Source organism: Enterococcus sp. AZ095a, from assembly GCF_050546735.1.
Taxonomy (GTDB): Bacteria; Bacillota; Bacilli; order Lactobacillales; family Enterococcaceae; genus Enterococcus_D; species Enterococcus_D entomosocium.
Window position 1 is genome coordinate 210460 of sequence record NZ_CP172953.1, and the last position, 26806, is coordinate 237265.

Genomic DNA, 26806 nt, shown 5'->3' on the forward strand with positions numbered 1-26806 from the left:
ACATGCCGCTGATCACCTTATCTCCACTGCTCTTGCTCATTACAGACAGCTTGGCTTGGCTGCTGTTTCATCTAGGCATCTCGTTTGGCTTGCGCAAAGTCAGTGATGCTTTTTTTGAACGTCATGCCAACTGGTTCCGTTCTTTTGCCTTTGAAAAAGGCGGCAGAATCTGGGCGGAGGTATTTCGTATTCGTCAGTGGAAAGACAAATTGCCCGACGGCACTGTGATTGCCAAAAAAAGCTTTGACAAATCTCGCTTGGCTCAGCAACAAAAGGACTATCTGGAAAAATTCGTCATCGAAACACGCCGAGCAGAGCTGACCCATTGGCTGCTGATGGTTCCAGCACCGTTCTTTTTCCTCTGGAATCCTACGTGGGCGGGCTGGGTGATGATCGCCTATGCGTTATTGGCAAACTGCCCATTCATCATGATCCAACGCTACAATCGCCCCCGTTTGGAGCGAGTCTTGCTGAAAAAAAGTGCCCTGCAAGTCAAGCAGAAGGCGACGGTCTAGGTTCATGTAGGCGTTGCTTTTAAGATTCGCCGAAAAATAGGCAAACGGGAAATCAAAAGGATCGGAGGATAACTGCCTTCGATCCTTTTTAAAAAATTGGTGTTAATTTTTATGGGATGCGTCAAGACCATTCTTTGTACACTAAGGTCATTCAGAGGAAAGGGTGATCGTATGTCATCAGAAGGATGTGGGCAAATTTTCGACCTGCCTTTGCAGGCTGCTGCATTGGTTGGTCGTGTGTTTGGACAAGCACAAAGTATTTTTGTAAGTATAGAAAAGAAGGAGGGATGCGCAAGATGATTGAAGATAGCCGTCAACGGGACCACTATTACGACATGCTGATTGAAAAAAATTCCCAATATGAAGGGATTTTTTACGTTGGAGTAAAAACCACCGGCGTCTTTTGCCGTCCTACCTGTCCAGCGAAAAAACCGCTCAAGAAAAACTGCGAGTTTTTTCAGACGGCACAAGAAGCGTTGCTGGCGGCGTATCGTCCCTGCAAACGATGTCGCCCGCTCAGCTCACCTAGCCACTTATCCCCTGACGTGAAAAGCCTTGTGGAAGCGGTGGAGAGCAACCCGGAGAAAAAGTGGACCGACAAAGATTTTGAAGTGCTAGCGATCCATCCCAATACTGCACGTCGACAATTTAAAAAATATTTTGGCATGACCTTTATCGAATATTCCCGTGCACGCCGTTTAGGGTTAGCGTTCAAGCAGATTCGTGAAGGAGAACCGCTGATCCAAGCACAATTAGAAGCCGGCTTCGATTCTGGCAACGGCTTTCGAGATGCGTTTTCCCGGATTATGGGGGAATTGCCTTCCAACAGCCGTGAAAAAACGATTCTTTCTTCTGCTTGGCTTGAGACCAAGCTGGGATCGATGCTGGCAATCAGCGACCAGCAGCAGCTTTACTTGTTAGAATTCGTGGATCGCAGAGGGCTAGAAACGGAGATCGCTGTTTTGAGAAGCCGTTTGAATGCAGTGATTATTCCCCAGCAAACAGCAATCATTCAGCAACTCAAGCAAGAATTGACGGAATATTTTGAAGGGAATCGAACTGCCTTCACGGTACCCATCGCATTGATCGGCTCTGATTTTCAAAAAGCCGTCTGGCAGCAGCTGTTGGCGATGAAGATCGGAGAAACATACTCTTACAAACAATTGGCACAGCGAATCGGCAATGAAAAAGCCACCCGAGCTGTTGCCAATGCCAACGGAAAAAATCAATTGGCGTTGATCGTTCCATGCCACCGCGTCATCAATAGCGATGGCAGCATCGGCGGCTATGGCGGCGGTGTCGAACGCAAAAAGTGGTTGCTGGCTTTGGAAAAGCAGGTCCAGCCGACTGTAAAGATTTGAAAAAGAGATAACTATGCGTGGGAATCAGCGCTTCATCGATCAGTACATGGAATGGATCGAATCCTCTTCAGTAAAATATATATTTAGCGGAACTCATGGAACCTTTCATGAGTTTCGTTTTTTATTAGATTTGAAGGGGACATAGAGAAAAGGTGAGACCTTCGTTAGTGTCTAACCGTTCTTAACCTCTATAAAAATAAGCATTGAATGATTTTCTTAAACAACCAAAGCATATCTTTTTACAACTTACAAAAAGTAAGTTATGATTATCTCGAATTCGAAATAAAGAGGTGAGGAAAATGGCGCATCAAGAAGAAGCGCTCAAAGCGTACATCGGTTTGCTGCGTACGGCGAGTCGTTTGGAACAAGTGGCAAAAAAAGATGTTCGTTGTTATGGCTTAAATATCACAGAGTTTTCTGTACTGGAATTGCTTTACCATAAAGGCACCCATACGACGCAAGCCATCAAGGAAAAAATTTTGATCGCCAGCAGCTCGACAACCTATGTAGTCGATCAATTAGTCAAAAAAGGCTGCGTGCGCCGGGAACCTAGCCAAGAAGATCAACGAGTAACTTACGTCAGGATTACGGAAGCAGGCAGGGCATTGATGGAGAAAATTTTTCCCAGTCATGCACAAAAGATTGCGGCGAGTTTTTCCGAACTCAGCAGTGAAGAATTGCAACAATTAAAAACAATTTTACGAAAAATAACTTACGATCAGAAATGAGGAAAAGAAAATGAGAAAACAAGATCAATTATTAGGGGTACACCATGTGACGGCCATGACAAGTGATGTGGAACGGAATTACCATTTCTTTACAGATGTGTTAGGGATGCGTTTAGTGAAAAAAACCGTCAATCAAGATGACATTTATACGTACCATACCTACTTTGCGGATGATTTAGGGTCACCGGGAACGACCATGACGTTCTTTGATTTTCCCAATACCGCTCGCGGCAGCAAAGGAACCAACTCGATCACCCGCACCAGTTTCCGAGTACCCAGTGATGCTGCCCTTGATTATTATGCCGCACGCTTTGATGAATTTGAGGTAAAACACGAAGCAATCACCACCGAATTTGGGAAAAAAGTGATGCGTTTTTGGGATTTTGATACGCAAGCCTATCAATTGATCTCTGATGAACACAATACTGGCGTGAAAGCTGGTACTCCTTGGAAAAAAGGACCGGTTCCTACTGAATTTGCGATTTATGGCTTAGGTCCTGTCGAAATGTCTGTTTCTTACTTGGCAGATTTCAAAGGGCTGCTGGAATCCGTTTTTGATTTCAAAACCATTGATCAAGTAGATAATCGCTATTTGCTAGAAGTTGGTGAAGGCGGCAATGGCGCTCAAGTCGTTTTAGTGGAAGATACCACGAGCCCGCAAGCGCAACAAGGCGATGGCGAAGTGCATCATGTCGCTTTTCGCTTAGCTCACCACGACTCATTAGCAGTTTGGCAAGAAATCTTTGATAACTTGGGATTGGCCAACTCCGGCTATGTGGATCGCTACTATTTTGAATCCTTGTATGTGCGCATCGGCCATATTCTTTTTGAACTAGCAACAGATGAACCAGGGTTCATGGGGGATGAGCCATACGAAACATTGGGTGAGTCCTTATCATTGGCACCATTTTTAGAAAATCGTCGTGAATACATCGAAGGAGTCATCAAACCCTTCAATACAAAACGCGCCTAAGGAGGCACACAGTATGCAACCCATTCAACAGATCCACCATATTTCAGCCATCGTAGGCGATCCGCAAACGAACGTTGCCTTTTACCGCGACGTGTTGGGGTTGCGCCTCGTCAAACAAACCGTCAATTTTGATGATCCGTACACGTATCATCTTTATTACAGCAATCAAGCATTAGAAAATGGGACCATCATCACCTTCTTTCCATGGGCAAATGCCCATCCTGGGCGAGTAGGAAGCGGACAAGTCGGCACGATCGCGTTTCGTATTCCTAAAGGCAGCAGTGCCTATTGGCAAGAACATCTGGCGAAACATCAAGTAACTGTCCAAGAAAGTACATTGTTTGATCGGCCAACTTTAGAACTTCATGATCAGCATGACCTGTCTTTGGCGTTAGTCGAAGCCAAAGAATCGGCAGAAACACCAGCGATTTTAGGCTTTCATGGGGCCGTCTTGCTTTCGGCACAACCAGAAGCGACCATTCAAACGTTGGCAGATGATCTAGGTCTGGACATTTTTAATCAAACAAATAAAAGCACGCATCTCCATACCGCAGGTACCCTCGCTCATGAGATCGTCGTGCCCCATGAAGCAATGCCAGCAGGGCGCTGGGGTGTCGGCACCGTCCATCACATCGCGTGGTCCGTGCCAACGGAAGCAGTGCAAAAAGAGTGGCAAGAATACTTGTACGATCAAAGATACGGAGTCACTGAAATCAAAGACCGCAACTATTTCAAAGCCGTCTATTTCCAAGAAAGGGGCAATATCGTCTTTGAGATCGCAACAGAAACCCCGGGCTTTTTCGTTGATGAACCGTTGGAAACGTTAGGACAGCAGTTGATGCTGCCAGCCCAATTTGAAAGCCGTCGTGCAGAGATCGAGGATCGCTTGCCAGACTTATCGGTTTAGAAAAAAGGAGACGCTGTATGCACTATTTAGATCCCAAGGATTTGACCCAACGAGAAAATTATAAACTACTGATCGGCTCCATCATTCCACGGCCAGTGGCAGTGGTCAGTACGCAATCACCCGATGGTATCGTCAACATCGCCCCATTCAGTTTTTTTAACATCGTCAGCTCAGAACCCGTGATCCTCTCGTTGGCTATCCAGCGTAAAGAGGGGGAACTGAAAGACACCGCCCGCAATCTGTTGGCGACAAAAGAAGCCGTCGTGCATATTTTGGATCAAACAAATGTCCAAGAGGCCAATAAAACCGCGGCATTATTGCCCGCAGACCAAAGCGAGTTGACGGTTTCTGGATTTACCACAACGACATCGAAAACAATTGCCGTTCCTGGCTTGAAAGAAGCCAATGTACGCTTAGAAACGATTCTGCATCAACACGTACCCATCAAAAAAGACCAGCAGACCACTGCCGATCTCTTATTGTTGGAAGTCGTCGGCTACCAGATTGCAGAGGATGTCTATCAAGATGGCAAGATCGATCCCCGTGCCTTACAAGCAGTCAGCCGGCTAGCGGGAAATTCTTACGCAACGATTGGGGAGATTTTCGATATCAAACGACCAAGTTAAAGGAGGAACTTCGATGAAAGCAATCTATCAACAAGGAGCAGCTGACGCACCAGTTTTGGTGCTGCTCCACGGCACCGGTGGCGACGAACAGTCGCTGCTAGAAGTAGGCAAAGCCCTTGATCCCCAAGCATCACTATTAGGTATTCGCGGCAATGTCTTAGAAAACGGCATGCCCCGTTACTTCAAACGCCTAGCTGAAGGGGTGTATGATGAAGCCGACTTAGCACTTCGCGGCGACGAATTAGCCGATTTTATTCGGCAAGCCGCCAAAGAATACAACTTTTCGTTAGCGCAAGTGGTACTGGTGGGTTATTCCAATGGCGCCAACATTGCCATTCGCTTATTACTAAATGATAGTGACCACTTCAAAAAAGCGATCCTCTACCACGCCATGTATCCAGTCGATAATATACCGACGAATTCCTTGCCTGACACTCATGTGTTTATGAGTTTTGGCAGAAACGACCCGATCGTTTCCCTAGCTGACAGTGCTTACGTCCAAGAGATCTTTACCTCACGGGGTGCAGTCCTTTCAACCGTTTGGACCCCGAGTCATCAGTTAACGTATGAAGAAGTTGAACACTCGCGCACGTGGTTGACCAAACAATAAAGCAGTGCCCATTTCCTAATCAAACAGCGATCCTGCTGGTTGGTTAGGTTTTTTTGTTTCACGTGAAAACAATTCGAAGGAGTGAAAGGAGATATATCACTAGGGACGCCTAGTTCAATAGCAGCCCACTAAGGATTTGCCAAATGATCCTTTTTCTGAAACAAATAGAGTCAAATCAGCATAATCAGTGAATCAAGACAACTTTTTTAAAATGATCCATAAAAAATCAATTTATTTCAAATGGTTCCAAAATGAAGTTTTAACAAAATAAATGCTTAAAAATCAATTTTTTGAAGTATTTCTTCTAATAAAAACAATGCTTCTTTATGAATTAATTTGAAATAATATGAAACAAAGTGGTTGTTAATGGAAAAATTTTGTGCTATTCTGAGTCTATAATAAATGGCTAAGGAGAATGAAGATGAAATTAGCAACGAGAATCAATTCATTTTTATCAATTTACGAAAATGATTTAGACAATGTATTTGGCGCATTCAAAGAATTGGGGCTTGATTACGTAGATTTAAATTATCCGGAGCACGTCGGTGGGACGACTGCCTCTGAAATGAAAGAGAGATTGGGACAAGCTGATTTGAAATTGAATGGTGTTGCATTGCGATTCAGAGAAGAGTTTATCAACGGTGAATTAGGCAATGCTGACCCACAGGTTGCGCAGCATGCCTTGACATTATGCAAAGAAGCTGCTGATTATTGTCGTGCAGCAGGTGGAGAAGTCGTAACCATTTGGCTCGGGTTTGATGGCTTTGACTATAGTTTTCAAATCAATTACCAAAAGGTTTGGAATCAGATCCGGGATGCCTTTATTGAAATTGCTGACTACGCACCAGATTTGAAAATCAGTATCGAGTATAAACCATTTCAACCAAGAGCCTATGCGTTCATTGATAGTATGGGTGTCACTGGAATGATGCTTAATGAGATCAACCGCAAAAATGTAGGTGTGACCCTTGATTATTGCCACATGCTAATGAAACACGAAAACCCTGCTTTTGCTGCGGATCTGTTCGCTGGAAAAGGGTTATTATACGGGGTGCATCTGAATGATGGGTATGGGTTAAACGACGATGGATTGATGATCGGTTCAGCAACACCCTTCAAAACATTAGAATTCTTGTATTATGTCAAAAAGCATAACTATGACGGTGTGATTTATTTTGATACGTTCCCTGTAATTGAACATGCCTCAAAAGAGTGCGAACAAAACATGAAAATGATCAAACAAATGGATCAAATGATCGATAACGTAGGCTTGGCTGCGATTCAAGCTGTGATCGATCAAAACGATGCAGTCGCAGCCAATCAGTTGCTGCTTGAATTTTTGTCACCAACAAATCAATCAAAATAAAAGGAGTGGGGAAGATGGATTACAAAGTGATGGCAAAAAATATTTTAGAAAAAATAGGCGGAGCGGATAATGTTCGCAATATGACACATTGTGCCACCCGGTTGCGTCTAACGTTACATGACACCGCAAAAGCGGATGATCAAGCCGTCGAGAATATCGACGGAGTGATCAATGTCATTAATAAGGCGGGCCAATACCAGCTTTTGATTGGGACAGAAGTCGGGAAGCTCTACGATGAGTTTGAGCCGTTAGTTAAAGGTAACGAAAGTGCTGGTAGCCCTACCACAGAAGAACAAGCTTCTGGCAGTATTATCAGCAATGTTTTTTCTGCCGTATCTGCTATTTTTGCGCCACTACTCCCAGTTTTGGCGGGCTCAGGTATTTTAAGAGGACTACTGATTTTGTTTGTTCAGCTCGGGTTGATCAGTGAAGACAGCGGCACTTATTCGATTTTATTTGTTGCTTCTATGAGTGTATTTTATTTCTTGCCCGTATTGTTAGCGTTTACTTCAGCGCGGTGGTTTGGTGCCAGTCCGTATATCTCTGCATTGATCGGGGCTGCGTTAATCAATCCTGATTTTATTGCATTGATGGGAGGAGCAGGCAACGGTGCAACGACGGAGTTCTTTGGGATTCCAGTCGTTTTGATGAACTACAATTCGACTGTCGTACCAATCATCCTTTCGATTTGGGCTTTTTCATATCTCTACAAATTCTTAGACAAACACATACCGGAGACTTTAAAATTGGTGGTCGTTCCTTTAGTCTCACTAGCGATTATGGTTCCATTGACAGTGATCGTTATTGGACCAATCGGGGTCTATAGTGGCGAAGCAGTCGCTAATGTGGTGAATTGGTTGATCGAGCGTAGTAGTGTGCTAACTGGAATCTTAGTTGGTGGTGGTTGGAGTGTTCTCGTAAGTTTGGGCATTCACTGGGCAGTCAATCCAATCATGATTAATAACGTTTCAACCTATGGCTTTGATTACATCGTTCCTTTTACTTTTGCATGTAACTTCGCCGTGATAGGTACAACGATTGGCGTTTACTTTAAAGCGAAAGATAAAAAACTGCGAAGCTTTGCTTTAACTGGCTTAGTCACGATCGCATTATCAGCGATTATCGAAGCTACTTTGTTCGGCTTACTTGTAAAAAATAAAAAACTTTTCTTAGCGCAAATTATTGGTGGTGCTGTGGGTGGTGCCTATTTAGGGTTGATGCAAGTTGTAACGAATGCCTTTGTCTTTGGTAGTGTCACCACTTTTCCCGCCTTTGTAGGCTCAACTTCCTCGAATTTCATACAAGCGATGATCGGCTTACTGATTTCAATGGTGGTTTCAGCAGTCTTAGCATTTGTATTTACCAATCGAGACGAGACATTGGCGTAGAAAGCAGGGGGAATATGGGGTTATTTAAGAAGAAAAATGTTATTTATGCACCAGCTAATGGCGTGGTGAAAAGTATTGAACAAGTGAAGGACGAGATGTTTTCAACCAAACTATTAGGCGATGGGTTTGCTGTGGTACCAACAGATGATCTTGTTACAGCACCGATTGAAGGAACAGTGGTCTCTGTGTTTCCTACAAAACATGCGATTTCGTTAAAAGCCAAAAATGGCTTAGAAGTTCTAGTCCATATTGGGATCGATACTGTGGAGCTAAATGGCGCAGGGTTCGATACCAGAGTTTCTGAAGGTGACAAAGTTACTGCCGAGAGTGTGCTGGCAAACGTTGATTTTCCGTTTCTGGCATCACAGGGCAAAGAAACGGATGTAATCGTTGTTTTCACTAATTCCGCACAGCGAACCTTAGTGATTACAGAGAAGCAAGGGCGTTGTGGACAAGCGATTGGCGTTATTAATGAGTGAGAGAATTTGCTGACAGGAGGTAGTGTTTTGAAGAAAAAAATCTTGTGTCCATCTATGATGTGTGCTGATTTTTCAATGCTAAAGGACGAGGTTGCCGCTTTACAAGCGGCGAAAATCGATATTTTTCATCTTGATGTTATGGACGGACGATTTGTTCCAAATTTTGGTATGGGACTTCAAGATATCGAAGCTATTTGCAAATGGTCAGAAACCTTAGTTGATGTCCACTTGATGATTGAAGCTCCGGGAGCGTATGTAGAGAAATTTGCGGATATAGGTGTAGATATCATTTATTTTCATCCGGAAGCAGATCGCCATCCTACAAGAACTATCAACAAAATTAAGCAAAAGGGAAAACAAGCCGGAATCGCCATCAATCCTGGAACAAGTTTTGCAATGATTGAAGAACTGCTGCCATTGATCGATTACGTGATGGTAATGACTGTTGATCCCGGTTTTTCAGGTCAAGCGTATTTGACACATGTGGAAGGAAAAATAAAGCAGCTTGCTGCAGTAAAGGAACGTTATTTCTACCAATTAATGGCAGATGGAGCGATTTCGCCTGCCGTAATGACTCGCTTAAGCGCCTTAGGTGTTGATGGGTTTGTTTTAGGGACCTCCGCTCTTTTTGGAAAAGAAGAATCGTATCAAGAACTGATCTCAATATATAAAGAGGAGGATCAAGCATGAAACTAGCAATCGGTTGTGATCATGTTGGGTTTGAATTAAAAACTGATATCATCACCTATTTGGAGGCGTTAGGGCACACGGTACAGGATTTTGGGACAGAAAGTGATAAACGCGTTGACTATCCCAATTATGCGGCGACTGTTGCAGAAGCGGTGGTAACCCAAAAGTGTGATTTGGGAATCTTGATTTGTGGCACAGGCGTTGGTATCTCAATTGCTGCCAACAAAATCAAGGGCATCCGAGCCGTGGTGTGCAGCGAACCCTATAGTGCTAAGCTCTCAAAAGAGCATAACAATACCAACGTATTGGCGTTTGGTTCGCGCGTCGTGGGCGTCGAACTAGCGAAAATGATTACTAAGGAATGGCTGGCTGCTGAGTTTGAAGGTGGTCGTCACCAAAAACGGGTAGCAATGATTGGTCAGTTAGAAGTAGAATGATCAAAGGTTAGAGGATTCGCATTAGCGAATCCTCGTCTTTTTTTGTTAACGAGAAATTTATCCCATAATCGAGATCAAATTGACGAACAATGAAAGTCCTTGCTCATACCGAGAGAAAAAGTATGGTATAATTTGAAAAAAAGTGAAGTTGACCAATTAATGGAGGTTGCTATGATTCCATATGAAAGACAAGAAAAAATTTTAGAAGCTTTGGCTCAAGATGAACTGTTAAAAATAGAGCAATTGCAAAGCATTTTGCCTACTGTTTCTATCTCAACATTGAGGCGGGATTTAAAAGAATTAGAAAAATCAGGAAGAGTTGAATTGTTGGCTGGTGGCGCAGTGAAGATTTGTTCAACGGCTTCCGAAATGCCGATTGCAGCTAAGGCTGCTTTGTATTCCCAAGAGAAAGAAGCGATCGCTACTTTGGCTGCTGAGTTGGTTCACGATGGTGATGTGATCTACCTAGATTCTGGTTCGACTTGTACAGCGTTACTGCATAAAATCATTAATAAAAAAATCACGATTATTACTACCAATACGAGTGTCTTTACAATTCAACAAGAAACTCCTGCCGAGATTTTACTTCTTGGTGGCCGATACAATCCCGTTATTTCATCCTTGAATGGTCCATTGACGGATGCAAATTTACAAACGTTTAACTTTCAAACGGCTTTTTTAGGTGCTAATGGTATTGATGCTGAAAAAGGTGTAAGCACGCCCAACTTGGTAGAGGCGAACAAAAAGCGTGAAATTCTAAATAATGCCAAAACCGCCTATTTATTGTGTGACAGTTCGAAATATGGACAAGTCGCCGCGGTAAAAGCTTTTAGTACAGAAGACGTTGTCATTATTTCTGATGCTTATAACGATAAGATTGGAGAACTGACGCAAATCATCTATCCGAACTAAAAACAGGATGGCATCTGAGTGGTATTGGCAATGTTGGAGATACAATTTAATAAAACGCATAATGGAAAATGAGTTTGGTGATGATCAAAACCAGTTAGGGATTATACCTAGCTGGTTTTTTTAGTAAGGAAGCAAATTTGTTGATAGTTCCTTTATTTAACAACGTTGATTGTTGTATCGGTGAATAGTGAGTGACTTGTGGTTCTTTAGATACCAAGACTCAAAAACCAGTGAACGTACTTGTTAAAAATAACGTTAAGGTCGTTCCTTTGATGGATTTCAATACCTTTATCAATTGGGTTATTAATTGATAATCATTGTTTTGGCGCCATTTTTCGTATTTAAAGATAACAAAGACATTTTTATATAAAAACAAAAAATTGTTGACAGACAAAATGAAAGCGTTTATATTGGATATGTGGTTACTACCAGTTGAGAGTAAGGGGAGGACATAAGATGCTTGGTTTGGTTTTAACAGGTCATGGAGGATTTGCGCAAGGGATGGAAAATGCGCTTGCGATGATTGCAGGGCCGCAAGAACAGTTTCTAGCAGTGTCGTTTTTAGAGGAAAATCCGTTAGCTGACTTTGAAAAAGAGTTGCAAGGAGCAATCGATCAATTAAAGGAAACCTGTGATGGGGTCGTGATTTGTGCAGACCTTGTAGGCGGGACCCCTTTTAATGTTGCGATGACCGTTGCCAATGAGGACCCGCAAGTCGAGGTCATCGGCGGCATCAATCTACTGCTGCTAGTGGAAGGTTCGTTGACTAGATATACGGCAACTGATCCAGAGCGTTTTTGTCAAGAACTGGCAGAGATTGGCAAGAGCGGTATTTTTCACGGAAAGATCAAAGGCCATGAGGAAACCAATGAGGAAGAAGGGATTTAACGATGTGGGAAATGATCTTAGCAGCCTCAATCGTGGTGCTTGTTTTTCTCTTTCTCTTTTTGGCGGTCTCATCTTTCTTGAATGGGAAACATCTGAAAAAGCAAAAAGGCTATTTCGCTGAATTGCAGCAGTCCTTGAAAAAGGGGCAGAAAATCAAATTATACGGCGGCATTATTGGGGAGATTCAAGCACTTGGGAAAGAGACGGTCGATCTAAGGGTGAAATCGGGAACGGTGATCGAAGTAGAACGCAGTGCGGTTGCAGAAATCATGCAGTAAATAGAAGGAGGACATATTTATGGGAGAACCAAATATTTTGTTGACGCGAATCGACAATCGGTTGATTCATGGGCAAGTTGCCACCCAATGGAACGGTACGTTGGGGGCAAATCTAATTTTAGTGGCAAATGATAAGGTCGCCAAAGACAAAGTCAGACAAGGGTTGATGGATATGGCGGCGCCAGCTGGCGTCCAAACTAGGTATTTCTCGATTCAAAAAACCATCGAGATCATTCATAAAGCATCGCCAAAACAAAAGATTTTTATGGTGGTTGAAAATCCTCAAGATGCGTTGAAATTAGCTGAAGGTGGGGTGCCAATCAAGAAACTCAACATTGGGAATATGCATATGTCAGAAGGGAAAAGACAGGTTGCTACGACAGTTGCCGTCGATGAAGCAGATGTCGATGCCTTTAAAAAACTGAAGGAAATGGGGGTGCAATTAGTGATTCAGCGGGTTCCAACGACACCTGTTGAAGATGAAAAGAAATTATTTCAGTGATGCAGAGATAAGGAAGGAGAAAGAAAATGGATTACACGATTTTTCAAATCATTTTAGTCTTCATAGTTACATTCATTGCCGCAATCGATCAATTTAGTTTTTTAGAATCATTGTACCAGCCCATTGTTACCGGGATGGTTATCGGACTTATTCTTGGAGATCTTCAAACCGGCTTGATCGTTGGCGGAACCTATCAGTTAATGACGATCGGCAATATGCCGGTGGGCGGCGCGCAACCGCCAAATGCGGTGATTGGCGGAATTATGGCAGCAATCTTAGCGATCACGCTGCAGCTGGAACCGACAGTGGCCGTCGCTACGGCGATTCCGTTTTCTTTGCTGGGGCAATATGGGGTGACGATTATCTTCTCACTAATGTCGCCAGTGATGTCAAAAGCTGACAGTTACGCCCATGATGCCAATACGAAGGGCATTGACCGGATCAATTATTTAGCGATGGTGGGTCTTGGAACGATCTTCGGCTTGATTGTGGTCTTATTCTTTATCGGCGGTGCTGCCTTCGGGAATCAGGCGGTCGCAGCGATCCCTCAATGGTTGATGGGTGGGCTCGGCGCAGCTGGGGGCATGATGCGGTATGTCGGTTTTGCGATTTTACTAAAAGTGATGGTTTCCAAAGAAATGTGGGGCTTCTTCTTTATGGGGTTTGGTTTAGCCACGATCGTAATGGCGGCACCTTCCTTGCAAGGACCAGCCTTGATCATTCTAGCCTTTATCGGTTTTGCATTAGCCTTTTGGGATTATCAAATCCAGTCCAAATTTAAAGTAGCAACAGCCAATACCTATGATTTCGGAGGCGATGAAGATGGCATATAATATTCCCGATTCTTATAGCGAACAAGCGCCCGCAGAACAACTGGATAAAAAGACCTTGAACAATATGGTCTGGCGTTCCTTATTTCTACAAGCCTCTTTCAACTATGAGCGAATGCAAGCAGGAGGCTGGTTATTCAGTATTTTACCGGGATTGAAAAAGATCCACAAAAATGAAAAGGACATGGCTGCTTCAATGAGCCATAACCTAGAGTTTTTCAATACTCATCCATTCCTCGTGAACTTTGTGATGGGGATCATTCTATCGATGGAACAAAACAAAGCCGATATTCCCATGATTCGGGCAGTGCGAGTCGCCGCGATGGGACCGCTAGGCGGGATCGGTGACGCGTTATTCTGGTTCACTCTGGTACCGATAACAGCTGGTATCACAGCCAATATGGCGATCAACGGCAACATCGCTGCACCGTTTATTTTCTTACTGGTATTCAATGCGGCCCAATTTGGTTTACGGTTCTTCTTGATGCATTGGTCCTATCGTTTAGGGACAGATGCGATTGGGATCTTAACGGAAAATGCCAAAGAGTTCACCCGAGCAGCGAGTATTTTAGGGATTTTTGTTGTCGGTTCCTTGACCTGCGTGTATGGGGCGACGTCTTTGGATATTCAGATCCCTAACGGTACTACCAATGAAGTGACACAAGCGACGACGATCGTGGATGATCAAGCAGCCATTGCCGCTTACGAAGACATGCTGTATACCACGGATGAGAATGGACAATTGACCGACACACTGCAAGAAAATGCGGCGGTCAACGAATTGGCTAACGGCAAATATGAATTGACGTTTAACAAAGTCAACGAAGTGCCTGTGACGATCGATATTCAAAAAATCCTCGATGGGATCTTGCCGCAAGTGATTCCATTGACCATCACACTGATGCTGTATTTCTTCTTATCAAAACGCGGCTGGACGCCGTTGAAATGTATCGCTTTGCTGCTAGTGATCGGCTTGATCGGTTCTGGCTTTGGTCTGTATCCATCCATTTGGCCGCAATAAGCAAGCTAGCAGAAGAAACGGCGCAAACCGTAGGAGGAGTTTTGCTAAGCAAGCAAAAGCTGACTTTTTAGCTTAGCTCGTGCTGGCAATTGGTTCATTTTCCTACGTGAAGAGATGCAAGCTCAGGAAACAGAGCCCCTGTAGACGATTGTTTGACACGCCTATCGGGAAATAGTACACTCGTTATGTGGTAGTAACCAGTTTGGAGGGGCTTATGAATATCAATAAAAATCGACAACCATTATACGATCAATTGTTAAATTTACTGATTGAAAAAATCGAAAATGAAATGGAAGCAGACACGATGCTTCCCTCAGAAAGAGAACTGTCAAAGCGCTACGGGTTAAGTCGGACCACCGTTCGCTTGGCTCTACAGGAGTTAGAAAAATTAGGCTATATTTATCGCCAACATGGCAAAGGCACCTTTGTCTCGGATATCCGCAAGCAGGCAACCAATTTATCAGGTTCGTATAGTTTTACCGAACAGATGAAAGCACTAGGGAAACAACCAGAAACTAGAGTATTGGCATTCAAAAAAATGGAAGCGACAAAATATTTTGCCACTCAGTTGCAAGTTTCCATCGGCGAGCCGATCTACAAGTTAAAACGATTGCGTCTTGCTGATGGCCAACCGATGATGATCGAGCGTTCTTATCTGCCCGTCAAACGCTTCATGCATTTAACGAGTGAGATGATCGAGCAAAAACCATTGTACGATATCTTCCATGAAGACTTTCATCAAGTGATCCGCCTCGCGGACGAAGAATTTTTTGCCAGCATTGCCAGTGCGAAAGATGCGGCATTGCTAAAAATCCACGAAGGTGCGCCGGTGTTGAACCTGGTACGCAGCACGTTCAATATTGAAAATGAAGTGATCGAATACACCTTGAGTGTTGCTCGAGCAGACCAATTTAGATACAAAGTCCGCCACTTGCGTAACGACGAGTAGCGCATTTCCTAGACAGTCTGAAATGATCCACTCGAGCAAAGAAAAGGCATGTATTCAAAACCAGTGAGGTCGAGGAAGTTTGCCCTTTGGGTGATCGCTAAGCATTCATCCAAGACAAGCGCTCCTCGCACCGTCACTGGGAATACATACTGGAAAAACAGTAGCTAGGAGGAAGAAAGATGTTTCAACTGTCAACAAAGGAATTAGCAGAATTAGGTGCGGAGATTACAACAAGAGAAATCAAACAACAGCCAGAACTGTGGCAAGAAACCTTGACGATCTATCAAGAAAAGCAAGAGGCGATCGCGGCTTTCTTACGTACTATCAAGCAAAAGACGGACAAGCGAATCCGCGTGGTCTTCACGGGAGCGGGGACATCTCAATATGTTGGAGATACGATCGTTCCTTACTTGAATAAGAACGGCGCAACGGTGGATTATCTTTTTGAAAGTATTGCTACGACGGATATTGTCGCTGCTCCAGAACAAGTTTTATTTGCGGATGAACCAACACTGCTCGTTTCTTTTGCTAGAAGCGGCAATTCACCAGAAAGTTTAGCAGCGGTCAAAATCGTCGATCAATTCGTTGCCGACAGCTATCATTTGGCGATCACTTGTGCAGCCGACGGATCTTTGGCACAACAAGCTGCCGCTGATGAAACGAGCTATCTGTTATTGATGCCTGAGCGGTCAAATGATGCTGGCTTTGCAATGACGGGCAGTTTTTCTTGTATGGCTCTTTCCGCACTGCTGATTTTTGACCAGACGCCTCTGACAGAAAAGAGACATTATGTTGAAACCCTTAGCCGATTGGGGCAAGAAGTGATCGACAGAGAAACAGAACTCCAAGTACTGACGGACCGTTCCTTTAAGCGGATCGTTTATCTTGGGTCAGGCACGTTGTCGGGGTTGACCAGGGAAGCACAGCTAAAAGTATTGGAACTGACTGCTGGAAAAATCGCCACCGTGTTCGATTCTTCGATGGGCTTCCGTCATGGACCGAAATCATTCGTAGATGATCAAACCCTCGTCTTTGTCTTTGTCAGCAATACGTCCTATACGCGGCAGTATGATCTTGATATGTTGGAAGAATTAAAGAGTGATGGCATCGCCGCCGCAGTGACTGTTATCGGACAGCCGGCCGCTGTGAATTTTTCAGGAACAAACTTTTTCTTTCCAGATGACACTTCACTGCCAGATGGCTATCTTGCCTTAGCAGACATTGTTTTTGCGCAAACGATCGCACTGTTGGCATCGATCAAAGTCGGTAATACACCGGATACCCCTTCGCCAACGCGTACCGTCAATCGGGTGGTCAAAGGCGTGACGATTCATCCGTATAACAACTAACGATGACTGAGAAAGACCACCACGAGCACGTATCTTTTCGTGTACGAAGTCGATACGTGCGGTGGTCAATCAGTCGAACGACTTCATCAATAGACATTTTTATACGTGCTGACAACCGTTTCGCCAACACTGAAAAAAGTGAGAGCGGTTGATTCTTTGGCATGGACAAAAAAGGAGGAATTTTAATGAAAGCAACCATAACGAAAGCTAAAAAAGCGGCAATGGATCGCCTGTCAACGAAAGAAGGAGTAATCGCGGCTTTAGCAATCGACCAACGTGGTGCCTTGAAAAAAATGATGGCAGCACTTGGCGTGGAGGCTGACGCAGAAAAAATCAGCCAGTTTAAAACGCTAGTCTCACAAGAATTGACCCCTTACGCATCTTCTATTTTATTAGATCCAGAATATGGGTTAGCAGCTGCGCAAAGCCGTGATCCAGAGGCGGGGCTTTTGCTGGCGTATGAAAAAACCGGCTATGATGCGACTACACCGGGACGTTTGCCTGATTTATTAGGGAAATGGTCAGTTGAGCGATTAAAAGCAGCAGGCGCCGATGCCATCAAATTTTTGCTTTACTATGATGTAGATGAAGATGCCCAGATCAATCAGTTGAAACACGTCTTTGTGGAACGACTCGGCAGCGAATGCCAAGCCGCTGATCTGCCCTTCTTTTTAGAAGTTCTTTCCTATGATGCTAAGTTGCCTGAAGTCGACTCAAAAGCATATGCGCAACGCAAACCAGAAAAAGTCATCGGATTGATGAAGGAATTTTCAAAACCACAGTACAAAGTCGATGTGTTAAAGGTGGAAGTACCAGTCAACATGAATTATGTGGCAGATTTTGCCAAGGAAGAAGCCGTGCATACCAAGGAAGAAGCCGCAGCGTATTTCAAAGCGCAAAGCGATGCGACGCATCTGCCGTTTATTTTTCTCAGTGCAGGCGTATCAGCCAGCTTATTCCAAGAAACACTGGTTTTTGCCAAAGAAGCCGGTTCAACCTTCAATGGCGTCTTGTGCGGCCGGGCAACGTGGAAAGACGGTGTTGATCCCTTTGTAAAACAAGGAATAGAAGCTGCCAAAGAATGGCTAGCAAGTACCGGAAAACAGCACATCGAAGACTTGAATGAAGTGATCCAAAAGACCGCCACTTCTTGGTGGGACAAAGTCACGGTCGAAGAATAGTTGACAAGAGAAATAGCCAATAATCAGACATCTTAAGGACTTTTGAGAAGAAGTGGTAGGCTTCTTACTTAAGGCTTTAGGGTGTCTTTTTATACCTTGACAAGTTCGGTTATCATCGTATGAATGAAACGTAAATAGGAAGAGGTTTCGAGAGTAATTTACGATGGGACTTGAATAGGATAAACTAGCAGTAAAAGCCATCAAATCCACCTGCTTCACTTTTGGTCGAAATAAGGTTCAATAAACCTACAAATAAAGGAGTTCCTTATGAACGAGTATACGTTTCATTCCGTCACGTCAGAAAACCAACAAGCTGCCTATAGCATTTATCAGAAAAACCAGGCCTATTTTGCTTTAACGAAAGAGACACCTTCCATTGAACAACTCATGCGAGACATGACTGTTCTACCGCCATCCGTGGCTCAAGAGCAAAAGATATTTTCTATCATTTATTATGATCAAAAACCAATTGCTGTTATGGATTATCTTGTTGATTATCCGCAAGAGGGCACTGTGTATATTGGCTTGCTGCTGGTTGGCGAAAGACGTCAGGGACACGGGCAAGCTATTTATCAGCAAGTAGAACAAGACTGGCGCTTAAAAGGGATTTCTCTCGTTTCTCTCGCTGTTATTGAAGAAAACACAGCCGGTAGATCTTTCTGGGAGAGTCAAGGATTTAAAGAGACACGAAAAGCCGTGACAACAGTCAGTGATCAGGAGGTAAGTGTGGTCTGCTTTGAGAAAAAGATGAAATAGATACCTAAAATAGAAGCAGCTAGGATAAAAGTAAATAACGTCCAATAGTTACCCTAAAGAGAATTATTAAACGTTATATCAAAGATACTTAACTAAATTGAATTATAAAAAAGAATTTAGATTTTCAGCAAAGGAATAAAATCCTATTTTAAACACTCCATTTATGGGGCTTATCCTATAAATATATTTTTTAAATGGTATGTTAAAAATTCTTTATTTAAATCTCCTCTTTTATATGCTAATTCCTTATTATGAAAAGGATTGTGCGGGTCTGTATGAATAATTTTTTGTGAGTGAACGTCTATTGCAATTGCCCCATAATCAAATTCAACATGGTGGTTGGGACAAAGTATAATAATGTTACTCTCAATATCTGGCCCTTGATGAATACCCCCAAGTTTTTTTAAATGATGTCCTTCGGAGTAATATTTTTGTTTGGACAATGAAATGGATTTACCGCAAATTTGGCATTGATTATTGTATTTTTGCTTCATTTTTTTAACAAGAGACGTGTCCCTAACAATCCTATCGATAGTTGTTTGAATCCGGGCAACCTGCCCACCACTTCCCACACTAAGAAGTTCTTCTGAATCCCCTTCACGTACAATATTTTCTGATCTCTGCTTGTTTTCGTTATAGTAGACCGTTTTTTTTATATAAGGAGTTAAGATTTCTAATAGCTCATTACTAACAGACGCCAAGTATTTCTGTGCGGGTTGCATTCGCACACCTGTTTCCGTATAAAAAGATTTTTGAGGCGTTATCGCTTTTAATGCGTCTTTGTTCTGATCGATAACTTCCTGTAAAAAAACTTTGTCTTGAAATTCTGTGTAGTGCTTTAAGGGGATCTGATAGTATTCCTCATATCCATCCCAATTAGCTGGGATCGGTGGCGGACTTGATAAGATTTTATAGGAACCAGCAACTTGAGAACATCCCCATAATCTATGATTGATATTTCGTTTTTTGTCTTTGATAGAATGTAAAATCATATCCCCCTCTTTGGGTTTCCTCATAATTGTGTTCCATGATGAAGCAACGGGACTCCATAAAACCTCTCCTAGCTCCCAACCTTCTCCTCCATGGATGGGATTAGACAATTCAATATATACGGCCATCTGCGCACTCCTTTCTGCTACTATGGGTATTTATTCAAATAACGAATTCTATTTTATTATAGACAATCATTCTTCTTTCGTCATGTCTATTTGAATCAAAGTTTTTTGTCTTTAGTATATTATCAATACTTAGAAATATTCGAACTGAAAAAATGTAAGAAATGTTTATCATGTGATGGATATCTATAGTATAATTTCAGGGAAATTTTTTATGAAAAAAAGTCACGAAATCAATGTTGATTTATAATAAATTCCTCATTTTATCTAAGTTAACTTTCGCCATTTCTCCAATCACTTTCCCATAGCTTCAATTCCTCTTTTTTTGTTAACAGGTTAAGTCAAAAATCCCTCAAAAGCTTTTCTCATTTTTCAGAAGTATTGCCAGTAGAAAATCGCTTGATAAAAAAGTCGTGGCTTGCTATTCTGTTCTGTAAATTGACAGAAGGAGATGGCGTATGAAGCAAATGGCAATCAAAGAGAATCCGTTTTTGACGCGTCTGGATTATCAGCGGGCATTGGAAGACATGATCGCTCCTTTGCAAGCAGCAATATTGGCAGATGACTATCCAGGATTGAATCTAGGTAGCAGTGGGGCCGTGTATGACCGAACACGGGCTGAGATGGAAGCGCTTGTGCGTCCTTTGTGGGGGTTGGCGCCTTATTGGAGGATTTGCTCAGATGATCCGTTACGAGCAGCTTATGTGGAAAAAGTGATGGCGGGGACAGATCCTGAACACGCATTTTACTGGGGAAGGATCACGGATTATGATCAATACATCGTGGAAGCAGCCGCATTGTCATTGACTCTTTTATTGCAAAAGGATGCTTTTTGGACAGCGTTGCCGCAGAAGAACCAGCGAAAGCTAGTGGCTTGGCTATCCCAAGCACTTGCGTGCAAGATTCCTAAGAACAACTGGACATTCTTCAAAGTGTTGATTCGCATTGCCCTGTTTCACTGTGGGGAACCGTTGGCAAAAGAAGCATTGTCCCAAGAGTTGGCATTGATCGATTCCATGTACATTGGCGATGGTTGGTACGTAGATGGGAAAACGACGCAGCGAGATTACTATATTCCTTTTGCGTTTCATTATTATGGCTTGATTTACGCTACATTTATGCAAGACGAAGACCCAGAATGGGCACAGCGTTTTAAAGAACGGGCCACCCGATTTGCCCAAGACTTCATCTATTATTTTGATGAAGACGGCGAAGCCTTGCCCTATGGCCGCAGCCTGACCTATCGGTTTGCGCAAGGTGCTTTTTTCTCGGCGCTGGTTTTCGCAGATGTCGAAGCGATCCCATGGGGACAGATGCGAGGACTACTGGCGAAACACTTGCGCAATTGGATGGCGCAGGAGATTTTCACTTTCGATGGTCGCTTGTCCATCGGATACCACTATGAAAATCAAGTGATGGCAGAAGGGTACAATGCACCAGGCTCGCCTTACTGGGGGCTTAAGACCTTTTTGCTTTTAGCGGTCGCAGAAACGCATCCTTTTTGGCGGGCTGAACCTGAGCCAATCAAGAGAGAGCTGCAAAAACGGATTGAAAAAGGCAATATGTTGCTGGTGCACAATGAAAAAAACCATCATTTGTTGGGGTATCCTGCAGGTTTGATGCTTGAACAGCAAGCGCATGCTCAAGCAAAATACAGCAAATTCGTCTATTCGAGCAAATTTGGCTTCAGTGTGCCGAAAGCCGGCGTCACGTATGCCGAAGGCGCCTTTGATAGCACATTAGCTATTGCTCGAGATGGCAGCTATTTTCGCACGAAGGGCGCAGTCATGGATTATCGAGTGACGGAAAAAGGCGTCTTTTTCCAATGGGCTCCCTTTGAGGAGGTAGTTATTGAAACTGAGATTTATCCATTTGGTCAGTGGCATGTGCGCGTGCACGAGTTGACGACGACGATTTCGTTGGACCTTCGTGAGGGCGGATTTAGTGTACCGCTGACTGGACGGTTGCCTCAGGCCCAAACAGGACCGACCTGGAGTCGAGTCAGTGAAGGGGGCTTTTGTTCTCAAATCATCAACATCGAAGGCTATCAACAAGCCAGTATTGTTCAGCCAGAAGCCAATACCTCCGTCTTTTTTCCAAGAACCAGTTTTCCATACTTAGCACAACATATTCCGCCAGGGAAGCACCGTTTGATTTGTTTAGTCGGTGGTATCGTAGAAAAAGAAAGGATCGATCCAAATGATTACGCTAGCAATAAAAAATAAGCAGGACCAGGTGATCGTCGGTCGCATCGACCATGAAAAAGAACCCGCGCCATTTCAAGTTTCTGATGATGATTTGGCCGTATTAGCCATTAAAAACTATCCCTATGAGGAAGGAGATAAGATCGTTATTGAGGTGACGGGGGAAAATCCGTATTATGTCCTTCAGCTTGATGAAACCTTAGCACCATCACTGATCTATCTTTCCCAATCCACTTGGGAGTATCAGATTCCTTGGACGGAATCCGCTCGAAAGTCCTCGGTGGAAACGGCCTTTACCTCGCAGCGCCATCACCTGATGGTGCGCAAAGCCCATGCGTTTGAGATCACGAATTATCAAAATTTATCCTTCAATGCCCATGATCAAAAGTCAGCGACAGGGGCGTATCCTCATGCTTCAGCGAATGTGGAAACGCGAGATGATTCCGTCTTTTTTGCTAAGAATGCGATTGATGGAAAATATGGCAACCGATCCCACGGGTCGTATCCGTTTGCTTCTTGGGGCATCAATCAGCAAGCCGATGCTGCGTTGACCATTGAGTTTGGTCGTCCCGTCTTGATTGATCGGGTTCGCTTCCTATTGCGGGCAGATTATCCCCATGATAGCTACTGGACCAAAGGGACCTTGGTCTTTGCTGATGGAGAAGAGCTGGTGGTGGAAACGACAAATACGGCGTCTTTTCAAGAAGTTCGTTTTCCGAAAAAAGAAACGACTAAGCTGACCTATAAAGAGCTGCAAAAAGCAGAGGATGATTCCCCCTTCCCAGCTCTTTCACAAATCGAAGTATTTGGTTGGAACTGTTAAAAAAAGAGGACGAGAGTATGACAGGTCTGCATTTGTGTGCAGTTGTCATGCTCTTTTTTTGGGAATCAACAAAGGGAGGTCGCTTTTTTTGTGCGTTTACGTTATAATGATTTAAGTTAATATGTTAACAAGTTAAGGAGAGGGTAAACATGCGTCTGCAAGAGAACAAACAACGCTTGATCCTGTTAGGAGAAAAAGTGACCGATGTGTGGGTAGCGGATAAAATCACCGCGTGCATCCAACAGATCGAAAAAAATAGTCAGCGCTTTGGCACACAGTTTCCTTCAGCCTGTGCCACCAATGGCAAATATCGGCTGAAAGGCAACGATGATTGGACCAATGGCTTTTGGACCGGGATGTTGTGGCTCGCCTATGAGTGGACCAAGGAAAAGAACTTTCTTGATCGAGCTATGGCAAATATCGACAGTTTTCAAACGCGTTTAGACGACCATTTTGTATTAGATCATCATGATATTGGTTTTTTATATAGCTTATCTGCCGGTGCGGGCTACAAGATCACTGGCGATGAACACTGCAAGCAAGAAGTCATTCAAGCAGCAGATGTTTTGCTGGCACGGTTTCAAGAAAAGGGGGAATTTATTCAAGCTTGGGGCACTTATGGCGACCCACAAGAATACCGCTTGATTATTGATTCGTTACTAAACTTGCCGCTTTTATTTGCAGCAACCCAATTGTCGGGAGAGCCTCGCTACGCAGAGGCTGCGAGTAAGCATTATCAGACAGTCCGAAAGACCGTCATTAAGAATGACGCCACCACCTTTCATACGTATTATTTCGATCCTGAGACGGGGCAGCCAAGTCACGGTGCGACGCATCAAGGAAACAGCGACCAATCGATTTGGGCACGAGGGCAGAGCTGGGCGATTTTAGGGCTTCCTTTGAATGAAAGCTACCTGCATAGTCAGCCTTTTCCAGAAAATTATCCGCAGATCGTGGAGGTGTTTTTGGCTCATTTGCCAGCAGATTTGGTACCGTATTGGGACTTTGATTTTAACGACCAACATCCTGCTGAAAAAGACAGCTCTGCTTTAGCGATTGCGGCTTGTGGCTTGTTGGAAGCAGAGAAAATGGGTGCATATCCCGATGCCCAAAAAATCGCTAAAGGGATGCTTTACCAATTAGGCGAACATTATGCAGCGAACCAAGTGCCAGAAAATGAGGGCTTATTGCTGCATGGTGTGTATGCTCATGCGGAAGGCAAAGGCATCGATGAGCCCAATCTTTGGGGTGATTATTTCTATTTAGAAGGATTGATCCGATTGGCATTGCCTGATTGGCAAAGATACTGGTAAAGGGGAAGACGACATGCGAACGTTTGAGATAAAAGAAGATTTTTTGTTAGATGGAAAACCAATCAAATTGATTAGCGGAGCGATCCATTATTTCCGCATGACACCGGCGCAATGGACAGATAGCCTCTACAATCTAAAAGCACTGGGAGCCAACACAGTTGAGACCTACATTCCTTGGAATCTCCACGAACCTCGTGAAGGAGTCTACGACTTTGAAGGAATGAAAGACATCTGTGCTTTTGTAAAGCAAGCCCAAACGCTAGGCTTGATGGTCATTTTACGGCCTTCCGTCTACATCTGTGCTGAATGGGAATTTGGCGGGTTGCCAGCTTGGCTGTTAAATGAACCGATGCGGTTGCGCTCAACCGACCCACGCTTCATGGCAAAGGTGCGCAACTATTTCCAGGTCTTGCTGCCAAAGCTTGTGCCGTTGCAGATCACCCATGGGGGACCAGTGATCATGATGCAGGTGGAAAATGAGTACGGCTCTTATGGAATGGAAAAAGCGTATTTGCGCCAGACCAAGGAGTTGATGGAAGAATACGGCATCGATGTACCCTTGTTTACCTCAGATGGGGCATGGGAAGAAGTACTGGACGCTGGGACATTGATTGAAGACGACATCTTTGTCACAGGCAATTTCGGCAGTCGTTCCAAGGAAAATGCGGCTGTGATGAAAGAGTTTATGGCAAAACATGGCAAAAATTGGCCCATCATGTGCATGGAATACTGGGATGGCTGGTTCAACCGCTGGGGCGAGCCGATCATCAAGCGAGACGGTCAAGACTTAGCTAATGAAGTCAAAGAGATGTTAGCGGTCGGCTCCTTGAATCTCTACATGTTCCATGGAGGCACGAACTTTGGCTTTTACAATGGCTGTTCCGCTCGGGGAGCGCTGGATCTACCACAAGTGTCCAGCTATGATTACGATGCTTTACTGACAGAAGCAGGAGAACCTACCGACAAATACTATCAGGTACAAAAAGCCATAAAAGAAGCCTGTCCCGAAGTGTGGCAAGCCAAACCACGGACCAAGCAATTAGCGGCATTAGGAACCTTTCCCATCGAAAACAGTGTCTCATTATTGGCTATCAAAGATCAGCTGATGGCACCACAAGAAAGCATGTATCCTCTAACAATGGAAGCTGCCAGCAAAGGCTACGGCTATTTGCTCTATTCGGTTCAGTTAAAAAACTATCATCGAGAAAACAAATTAAAAGTGGTAGAAGCTAGCGATCGGTTGCATATTTTTACCGACGGCCAATTACAGGCGATCCAATACCAAGAAACGCTAGGTGAGGAGCTGTTGATCCAAGGGACACCAGATAAAGAAACCATCGAGCTAGATGTCTTAGTAGAAAACTTAGGGCGCGTGAACTACGGGTTTAAATTGAACGGGCCTACACAAGCCAAAGGCATCCGTGGGGGCATCATGCAAGATATTCATTTCCATCAAGGCTATCGTCATTACCCATTGACGCTTTCCGCAGAGCAGCTACAAGCCATCGATTATCAAGCAGGAAAAAATCCGACACACCCCTCCTTTTATCAAACGACCTTCAGGCTGACAGAGGTAGGAGATACGTTTATCGATTGCCGTGGGTATGGGAAAGGCGTCGTTATCGTCAACGGCATCAATCTTGGTCGCTATTGGCAACGTGGCCCCGTGCATTCCTTATACTGTCCGAAAGAATTTTTGAAAAAAGGCAGCAACGAAGTCGTGGTATTTGAAACCGATGGCGTTGAGATCAAGGAACTCGTTTTCTGTGATCAACCTGTCGTAGAATAAAAAAATAGAAGTAGAGACCCAAATTTACGCGGGCTCTACTTCTATTTTTGTTTTGAAATATTTCCAGTGCTTGTAGCTGACGATGTATTCAGCGACACTTCCATCTGCTAAATAGGAGTGCTTGACTTGTTTGACCGCAGGCTCTCGGAAGCTCAGTTGCAATAAGTTCAACAATTCAGCGTCATCAGGAAAGACGATTTCGTTGGTTTCAACAGAAGCCAATGAGAAAAGGTCGATCGCAAAGTCTTTTCGGACCCGCTCATAAACACTAGCATATTGGTTGAGGTTTTTGGCGATCGGTTCTTTCATCAGCTTCTTCGGCAAATGAGTGATGTGAACCAAGAAAGGAACGTCGCCAAAATAGCGGACTCGTTTGATTCGGTAGTAGGAAGCACTGGCAGCCAATCCTAATTCTTTCAAAATCTCTGGGTCATTTCCTTCTTCCACCGCAAGGACCTTGACCTTTTCTTGGTCCAGTGAATGCAGCTCAATGTCGGAAAACTTCACACTCTGAGATACTTTTGCTTTTGAAACAAAGGTCCCTTTGCCTTGGATGCGATACAGATAGCCAGCACTCGTCAATTCATTCAACGCTTTGACTGCCGTGATCGAACTAACAGAATACATCCGCTTGATATCCGCCTCTGAATAAAACTTATCGCCGGGAATGAATTTATGGTCTTTGATTTCTTGTAAAAGATCTTGCTTGATCTGCTCATACTTTGGCAACACAGTGGTTTCCCTCCATTCCATATGAATACATCAAGCATAACATGTTAAATCCTTTCCTGCCACTTAATTATTGTAGAAAATTCG

At 43.8% G+C, this 26806-nt stretch carries 28 protein-coding genes; 26 read left to right on the top strand and 2 right to left on the bottom strand.

Features of this window, described 5'->3' with window-relative positions:
• The first annotated feature begins 2 nt into the window (after positions 1-2).
• From IGJ26_RS00975 to IGJ26_RS01080, 22 genes are all read left to right on the top strand, one after another.
• Complete coding sequence (locus tag IGJ26_RS00975; protein ID WP_429960323.1) at positions 3-515, top strand: glycosyl-4,4'-diaponeurosporenoate acyltransferase; 513 nt, start codon at positions 3-5, stop codon at positions 513-515.
• A gap of 296 nt (positions 516-811) precedes the next feature.
• On the top strand, positions 812-1876 hold the full coding sequence (locus tag IGJ26_RS00980) for a bifunctional transcriptional activator/DNA repair enzyme AdaA (RefSeq protein ID WP_194199359.1): 1065 nt from the start codon (positions 812-814) through the stop codon (positions 1874-1876).
• Positions 1877-2175: 299 nt separating this feature from the next.
• Positions 2176-2604 (top strand): MarR family winged helix-turn-helix transcriptional regulator, encoded by a 429-nt coding sequence (locus IGJ26_RS00985; protein WP_005232643.1) that lies wholly within the window; start codon positions 2176-2178, stop codon positions 2602-2604.
• Between the two features lie 10 nt (positions 2605-2614).
• On the top strand, positions 2615-3577 hold the full coding sequence (locus tag IGJ26_RS00990; RefSeq protein WP_061053593.1) for a ring-cleaving dioxygenase: 963 nt from the start codon (positions 2615-2617) through the stop codon (positions 3575-3577).
• A 13-nt stretch (positions 3578-3590) separates the two neighbouring features.
• Positions 3591-4484: a VOC family protein gene (locus IGJ26_RS00995; RefSeq protein WP_429960324.1), complete on the top strand. Its 894-nt coding sequence runs from the start codon at positions 3591-3593 to the stop codon at positions 4482-4484.
• A gap of 17 nt (positions 4485-4501) precedes the next feature.
• Entirely contained in the window at positions 4502-5110 is a 609-nt protein-coding gene (locus IGJ26_RS01000; RefSeq protein ID WP_086298974.1) for a flavin reductase family protein, read from the top strand.
• A gap of 13 nt (positions 5111-5123) precedes the next feature.
• Complete coding sequence (locus IGJ26_RS01005; RefSeq protein ID WP_086298975.1) at positions 5124-5720, top strand: alpha/beta hydrolase; 597 nt, start codon at positions 5124-5126, stop codon at positions 5718-5720.
• A gap of 421 nt (positions 5721-6141) precedes the next feature.
• A complete protein-coding gene (locus tag IGJ26_RS01010; RefSeq protein WP_061053596.1) occupies positions 6142-7086 on the top strand; it encodes a sugar phosphate isomerase/epimerase family protein in 945 nt (314 codons plus the stop codon).
• A 14-nt stretch (positions 7087-7100) separates the two neighbouring features.
• Positions 7101-8474, top strand: coding sequence for a PTS transporter subunit EIIC (locus IGJ26_RS01015; RefSeq protein ID WP_429960325.1), 1374 nt, complete (start codon positions 7101-7103; stop codon positions 8472-8474).
• A gap of 14 nt (positions 8475-8488) precedes the next feature.
• Positions 8489-8953, top strand: coding sequence for a PTS sugar transporter subunit IIA (locus IGJ26_RS01020; protein WP_422705479.1), 465 nt, complete (start codon positions 8489-8491; stop codon positions 8951-8953).
• 27 nt (positions 8954-8980) lie between these two features.
• Positions 8981-9643: a ribulose-phosphate 3-epimerase gene (locus tag IGJ26_RS01025; protein ID WP_429960326.1), complete on the top strand. Its 663-nt coding sequence runs from the start codon at positions 8981-8983 to the stop codon at positions 9641-9643.
• Entirely contained in the window at positions 9640-10080 is a 441-nt protein-coding gene (rpiB, locus tag IGJ26_RS01030; protein WP_430599800.1) for a ribose 5-phosphate isomerase B, read from the top strand. The genes IGJ26_RS01025 and rpiB overlap by 4 nt, the downstream gene beginning before the upstream one ends.
• Before the next feature lie 159 nt (positions 10081-10239).
• Positions 10240-10992: a DeoR/GlpR family DNA-binding transcription regulator gene (locus tag IGJ26_RS01035; RefSeq protein ID WP_005226765.1), complete on the top strand. Its 753-nt coding sequence runs from the start codon at positions 10240-10242 to the stop codon at positions 10990-10992.
• 456 nt (positions 10993-11448) lie between these two features.
• The gene (locus IGJ26_RS01040) at positions 11449-11880 is read left to right on the top strand and encodes a PTS sugar transporter subunit IIA (protein ID WP_429960327.1); all 432 of its coding nucleotides are present in this window, start codon (positions 11449-11451) and stop codon (positions 11878-11880) included.
• A 2-nt stretch (positions 11881-11882) separates the two neighbouring features.
• Positions 11883-12158 (top strand): preprotein translocase subunit YajC, encoded by a 276-nt coding sequence (gene yajC, locus IGJ26_RS01045; protein WP_008376459.1) that lies wholly within the window; start codon positions 11883-11885, stop codon positions 12156-12158.
• Positions 12159-12177: 19 nt separating this feature from the next.
• Complete coding sequence (gene agaV, locus IGJ26_RS01050; RefSeq protein WP_005232625.1) at positions 12178-12660, top strand: PTS N-acetylgalactosamine transporter subunit IIB; 483 nt, start codon at positions 12178-12180, stop codon at positions 12658-12660.
• A 26-nt stretch (positions 12661-12686) separates the two neighbouring features.
• Positions 12687-13493 carry a PTS mannose/fructose/sorbose/N-acetylgalactosamine transporter subunit IIC gene (locus IGJ26_RS01055; protein WP_005232623.1) on the top strand — a complete coding sequence of 269 codons (807 nt, stop codon included), beginning with the start codon at positions 12687-12689 and terminating at the stop codon, positions 13491-13493.
• Positions 13483-14511: a PTS system mannose/fructose/sorbose family transporter subunit IID gene (locus tag IGJ26_RS01060; protein WP_429960328.1), complete on the top strand. Its 1029-nt coding sequence runs from the start codon at positions 13483-13485 to the stop codon at positions 14509-14511. Before IGJ26_RS01055 ends, IGJ26_RS01060 begins: the two co-directional genes overlap by 11 nt.
• Positions 14512-14725: 214 nt before the next feature.
• Positions 14726-15460 (top strand): GntR family transcriptional regulator, encoded by a 735-nt coding sequence (locus IGJ26_RS01065; RefSeq protein WP_005226773.1) that lies wholly within the window; start codon positions 14726-14728, stop codon positions 15458-15460.
• Positions 15461-15639: 179 nt separating this feature from the next.
• Positions 15640-16809, top strand: coding sequence for an SIS domain-containing protein (locus IGJ26_RS01070; protein ID WP_429960329.1), 1170 nt, complete (start codon positions 15640-15642; stop codon positions 16807-16809).
• Positions 16810-16994: 185 nt separating this feature from the next.
• Positions 16995-17990: a tagatose-bisphosphate aldolase gene (lacD, locus tag IGJ26_RS01075; RefSeq protein ID WP_429960330.1), complete on the top strand. Its 996-nt coding sequence runs from the start codon at positions 16995-16997 to the stop codon at positions 17988-17990.
• Between the two features lie 267 nt (positions 17991-18257).
• Complete coding sequence (locus tag IGJ26_RS01080) at positions 18258-18746, top strand: GNAT family N-acetyltransferase (RefSeq protein WP_194199351.1); 489 nt, start codon at positions 18258-18260, stop codon at positions 18744-18746.
• 170 nt (positions 18747-18916) lie between these two features.
• On the opposite strand, the gene IGJ26_RS01085 is transcribed toward IGJ26_RS01080, so the two are convergent.
• Positions 18917-19864 carry an HNH endonuclease gene (locus IGJ26_RS01085; protein WP_430599801.1) on the bottom strand — a complete coding sequence of 316 codons (948 nt, stop codon included), beginning with the start codon at positions 19862-19864 and terminating at the stop codon, positions 18917-18919.
• Between the two features lie 455 nt (positions 19865-20319).
• On the opposite strand from IGJ26_RS01085, the gene IGJ26_RS01090 reads away from it, so the two are divergent.
• The 4 genes from IGJ26_RS01090 (at position 20320) to IGJ26_RS01105 (ending at position 25990) form a co-directional block, all read left to right on the top strand.
• The gene (locus tag IGJ26_RS01090) at positions 20320-22086 is read left to right on the top strand and encodes a DUF2264 domain-containing protein (protein WP_101698770.1); all 1767 of its coding nucleotides are present in this window, start codon (positions 20320-20322) and stop codon (positions 22084-22086) included.
• A complete protein-coding gene (locus tag IGJ26_RS01095; RefSeq protein WP_086316775.1) occupies positions 22061-22888 on the top strand; it encodes a DUF7402 domain-containing protein in 828 nt (275 codons plus the stop codon). The genes IGJ26_RS01090 and IGJ26_RS01095 overlap by 26 nt, the downstream gene beginning before the upstream one ends.
• 149 nt (positions 22889-23037) lie before the next feature.
• Entirely contained in the window at positions 23038-24201 is a 1164-nt protein-coding gene (locus IGJ26_RS01100; protein WP_429966447.1) for a glycoside hydrolase family 88 protein, read from the top strand.
• A 13-nt stretch (positions 24202-24214) separates the two neighbouring features.
• Positions 24215-25990, top strand: a complete 1776-nt coding sequence (locus IGJ26_RS01105; protein ID WP_429966446.1) for a glycoside hydrolase family 35 protein — start codon at positions 24215-24217, stop codon at positions 25988-25990.
• Positions 25991-26014: 24 nt separating this feature from the next.
• On the opposite strand, the gene IGJ26_RS01110 is transcribed toward IGJ26_RS01105, so the two are convergent.
• Positions 26015-26722 carry a GntR family transcriptional regulator gene (locus tag IGJ26_RS01110; protein WP_034878155.1) on the bottom strand — a complete coding sequence of 236 codons (708 nt, stop codon included), beginning with the start codon at positions 26720-26722 and terminating at the stop codon, positions 26015-26017.
• Between the last annotated feature and the right edge of the window lie 84 nt (positions 26723-26806).

Excerpts from the sequence above, each read along its gene's own strand:
- IGJ26_RS01070 (WP_429960329.1), top strand. The coding sequence starts at position 15,640 with ATGTTTCAACTGTCAACAAAGGAATTAGCAGAATTAGGTGCGGAGATT.
- IGJ26_RS00995 (WP_429960324.1), top strand. The coding sequence starts at position 3,591 with ATGCAACCCATTCAACAGATCCACCATATTTCAGCCATCGTAGGCGAT.
- IGJ26_RS01020 (WP_422705479.1), top strand. The coding sequence starts at position 8,489 with ATGGGGTTATTTAAGAAGAAAAATGTTATTTATGCACCAGCTAATGGC.
- IGJ26_RS00985 (WP_005232643.1), top strand. The coding sequence starts at position 2,176 with ATGGCGCATCAAGAAGAAGCGCTCAAAGCGTACATCGGTTTGCTGCGT.
- IGJ26_RS01000 (WP_086298974.1), top strand. The coding sequence starts at position 4,502 with ATGCACTATTTAGATCCCAAGGATTTGACCCAACGAGAAAATTATAAA.
- IGJ26_RS01055 (WP_005232623.1), top strand. The coding sequence starts at position 12,687 with ATGGATTACACGATTTTTCAAATCATTTTAGTCTTCATAGTTACATTC.
- IGJ26_RS01105 (WP_429966446.1), top strand. The coding sequence starts at position 24,215 with ATGCGAACGTTTGAGATAAAAGAAGATTTTTTGTTAGATGGAAAACCA.
- IGJ26_RS01090 (WP_101698770.1), top strand. The coding sequence starts at position 20,320 with ATGAAGCAAATGGCAATCAAAGAGAATCCGTTTTTGACGCGTCTGGAT.
- IGJ26_RS01080 (WP_194199351.1), top strand. The coding sequence starts at position 18,258 with ATGAACGAGTATACGTTTCATTCCGTCACGTCAGAAAACCAACAAGCT.
- lacD (WP_429960330.1), top strand. The coding sequence starts at position 16,995 with ATGAAAGCAACCATAACGAAAGCTAAAAAAGCGGCAATGGATCGCCTG.
- IGJ26_RS01040 (WP_429960327.1), top strand. The coding sequence starts at position 11,449 with ATGCTTGGTTTGGTTTTAACAGGTCATGGAGGATTTGCGCAAGGGATG.
- agaV (WP_005232625.1), top strand. The coding sequence starts at position 12,178 with ATGGGAGAACCAAATATTTTGTTGACGCGAATCGACAATCGGTTGATT.
- IGJ26_RS00975 (WP_429960323.1), top strand. The coding sequence starts at position 3 with ATGCCGCTGATCACCTTATCTCCACTGCTCTTGCTCATTACAGACAGC.
- IGJ26_RS01010 (WP_061053596.1), top strand. The coding sequence starts at position 6,142 with ATGAAATTAGCAACGAGAATCAATTCATTTTTATCAATTTACGAAAAT.
- IGJ26_RS01015 (WP_429960325.1), top strand. The coding sequence starts at position 7,101 with ATGGATTACAAAGTGATGGCAAAAAATATTTTAGAAAAAATAGGCGGA.
- IGJ26_RS01065 (WP_005226773.1), top strand. The coding sequence starts at position 14,726 with ATGAATATCAATAAAAATCGACAACCATTATACGATCAATTGTTAAAT.
- yajC (WP_008376459.1), top strand. The coding sequence starts at position 11,883 with ATGTGGGAAATGATCTTAGCAGCCTCAATCGTGGTGCTTGTTTTTCTC.
- rpiB (WP_430599800.1), top strand. The coding sequence starts at position 9,640 with ATGAAACTAGCAATCGGTTGTGATCATGTTGGGTTTGAATTAAAAACT.
- IGJ26_RS01035 (WP_005226765.1), top strand. The coding sequence starts at position 10,240 with ATGGAGGTTGCTATGATTCCATATGAAAGACAAGAAAAAATTTTAGAA.
- IGJ26_RS01060 (WP_429960328.1), top strand. The coding sequence starts at position 13,483 with ATGGCATATAATATTCCCGATTCTTATAGCGAACAAGCGCCCGCAGAA.
- IGJ26_RS01085 (WP_430599801.1), bottom strand. The coding sequence starts at position 19,864 with ATGGCCGTATATATTGAATTGTCTAATCCCATCCATGGAGGAGAAGGT.
- IGJ26_RS01005 (WP_086298975.1), top strand. The coding sequence starts at position 5,124 with ATGAAAGCAATCTATCAACAAGGAGCAGCTGACGCACCAGTTTTGGTG.
- IGJ26_RS00980 (WP_194199359.1), top strand. The coding sequence starts at position 812 with ATGATTGAAGATAGCCGTCAACGGGACCACTATTACGACATGCTGATT.
- IGJ26_RS00990 (WP_061053593.1), top strand. The coding sequence starts at position 2,615 with ATGAGAAAACAAGATCAATTATTAGGGGTACACCATGTGACGGCCATG.
- IGJ26_RS01100 (WP_429966447.1), top strand. The coding sequence starts at position 23,038 with ATGCGTCTGCAAGAGAACAAACAACGCTTGATCCTGTTAGGAGAAAAA.
- IGJ26_RS01095 (WP_086316775.1), top strand. The coding sequence starts at position 22,061 with ATGATTACGCTAGCAATAAAAAATAAGCAGGACCAGGTGATCGTCGGT.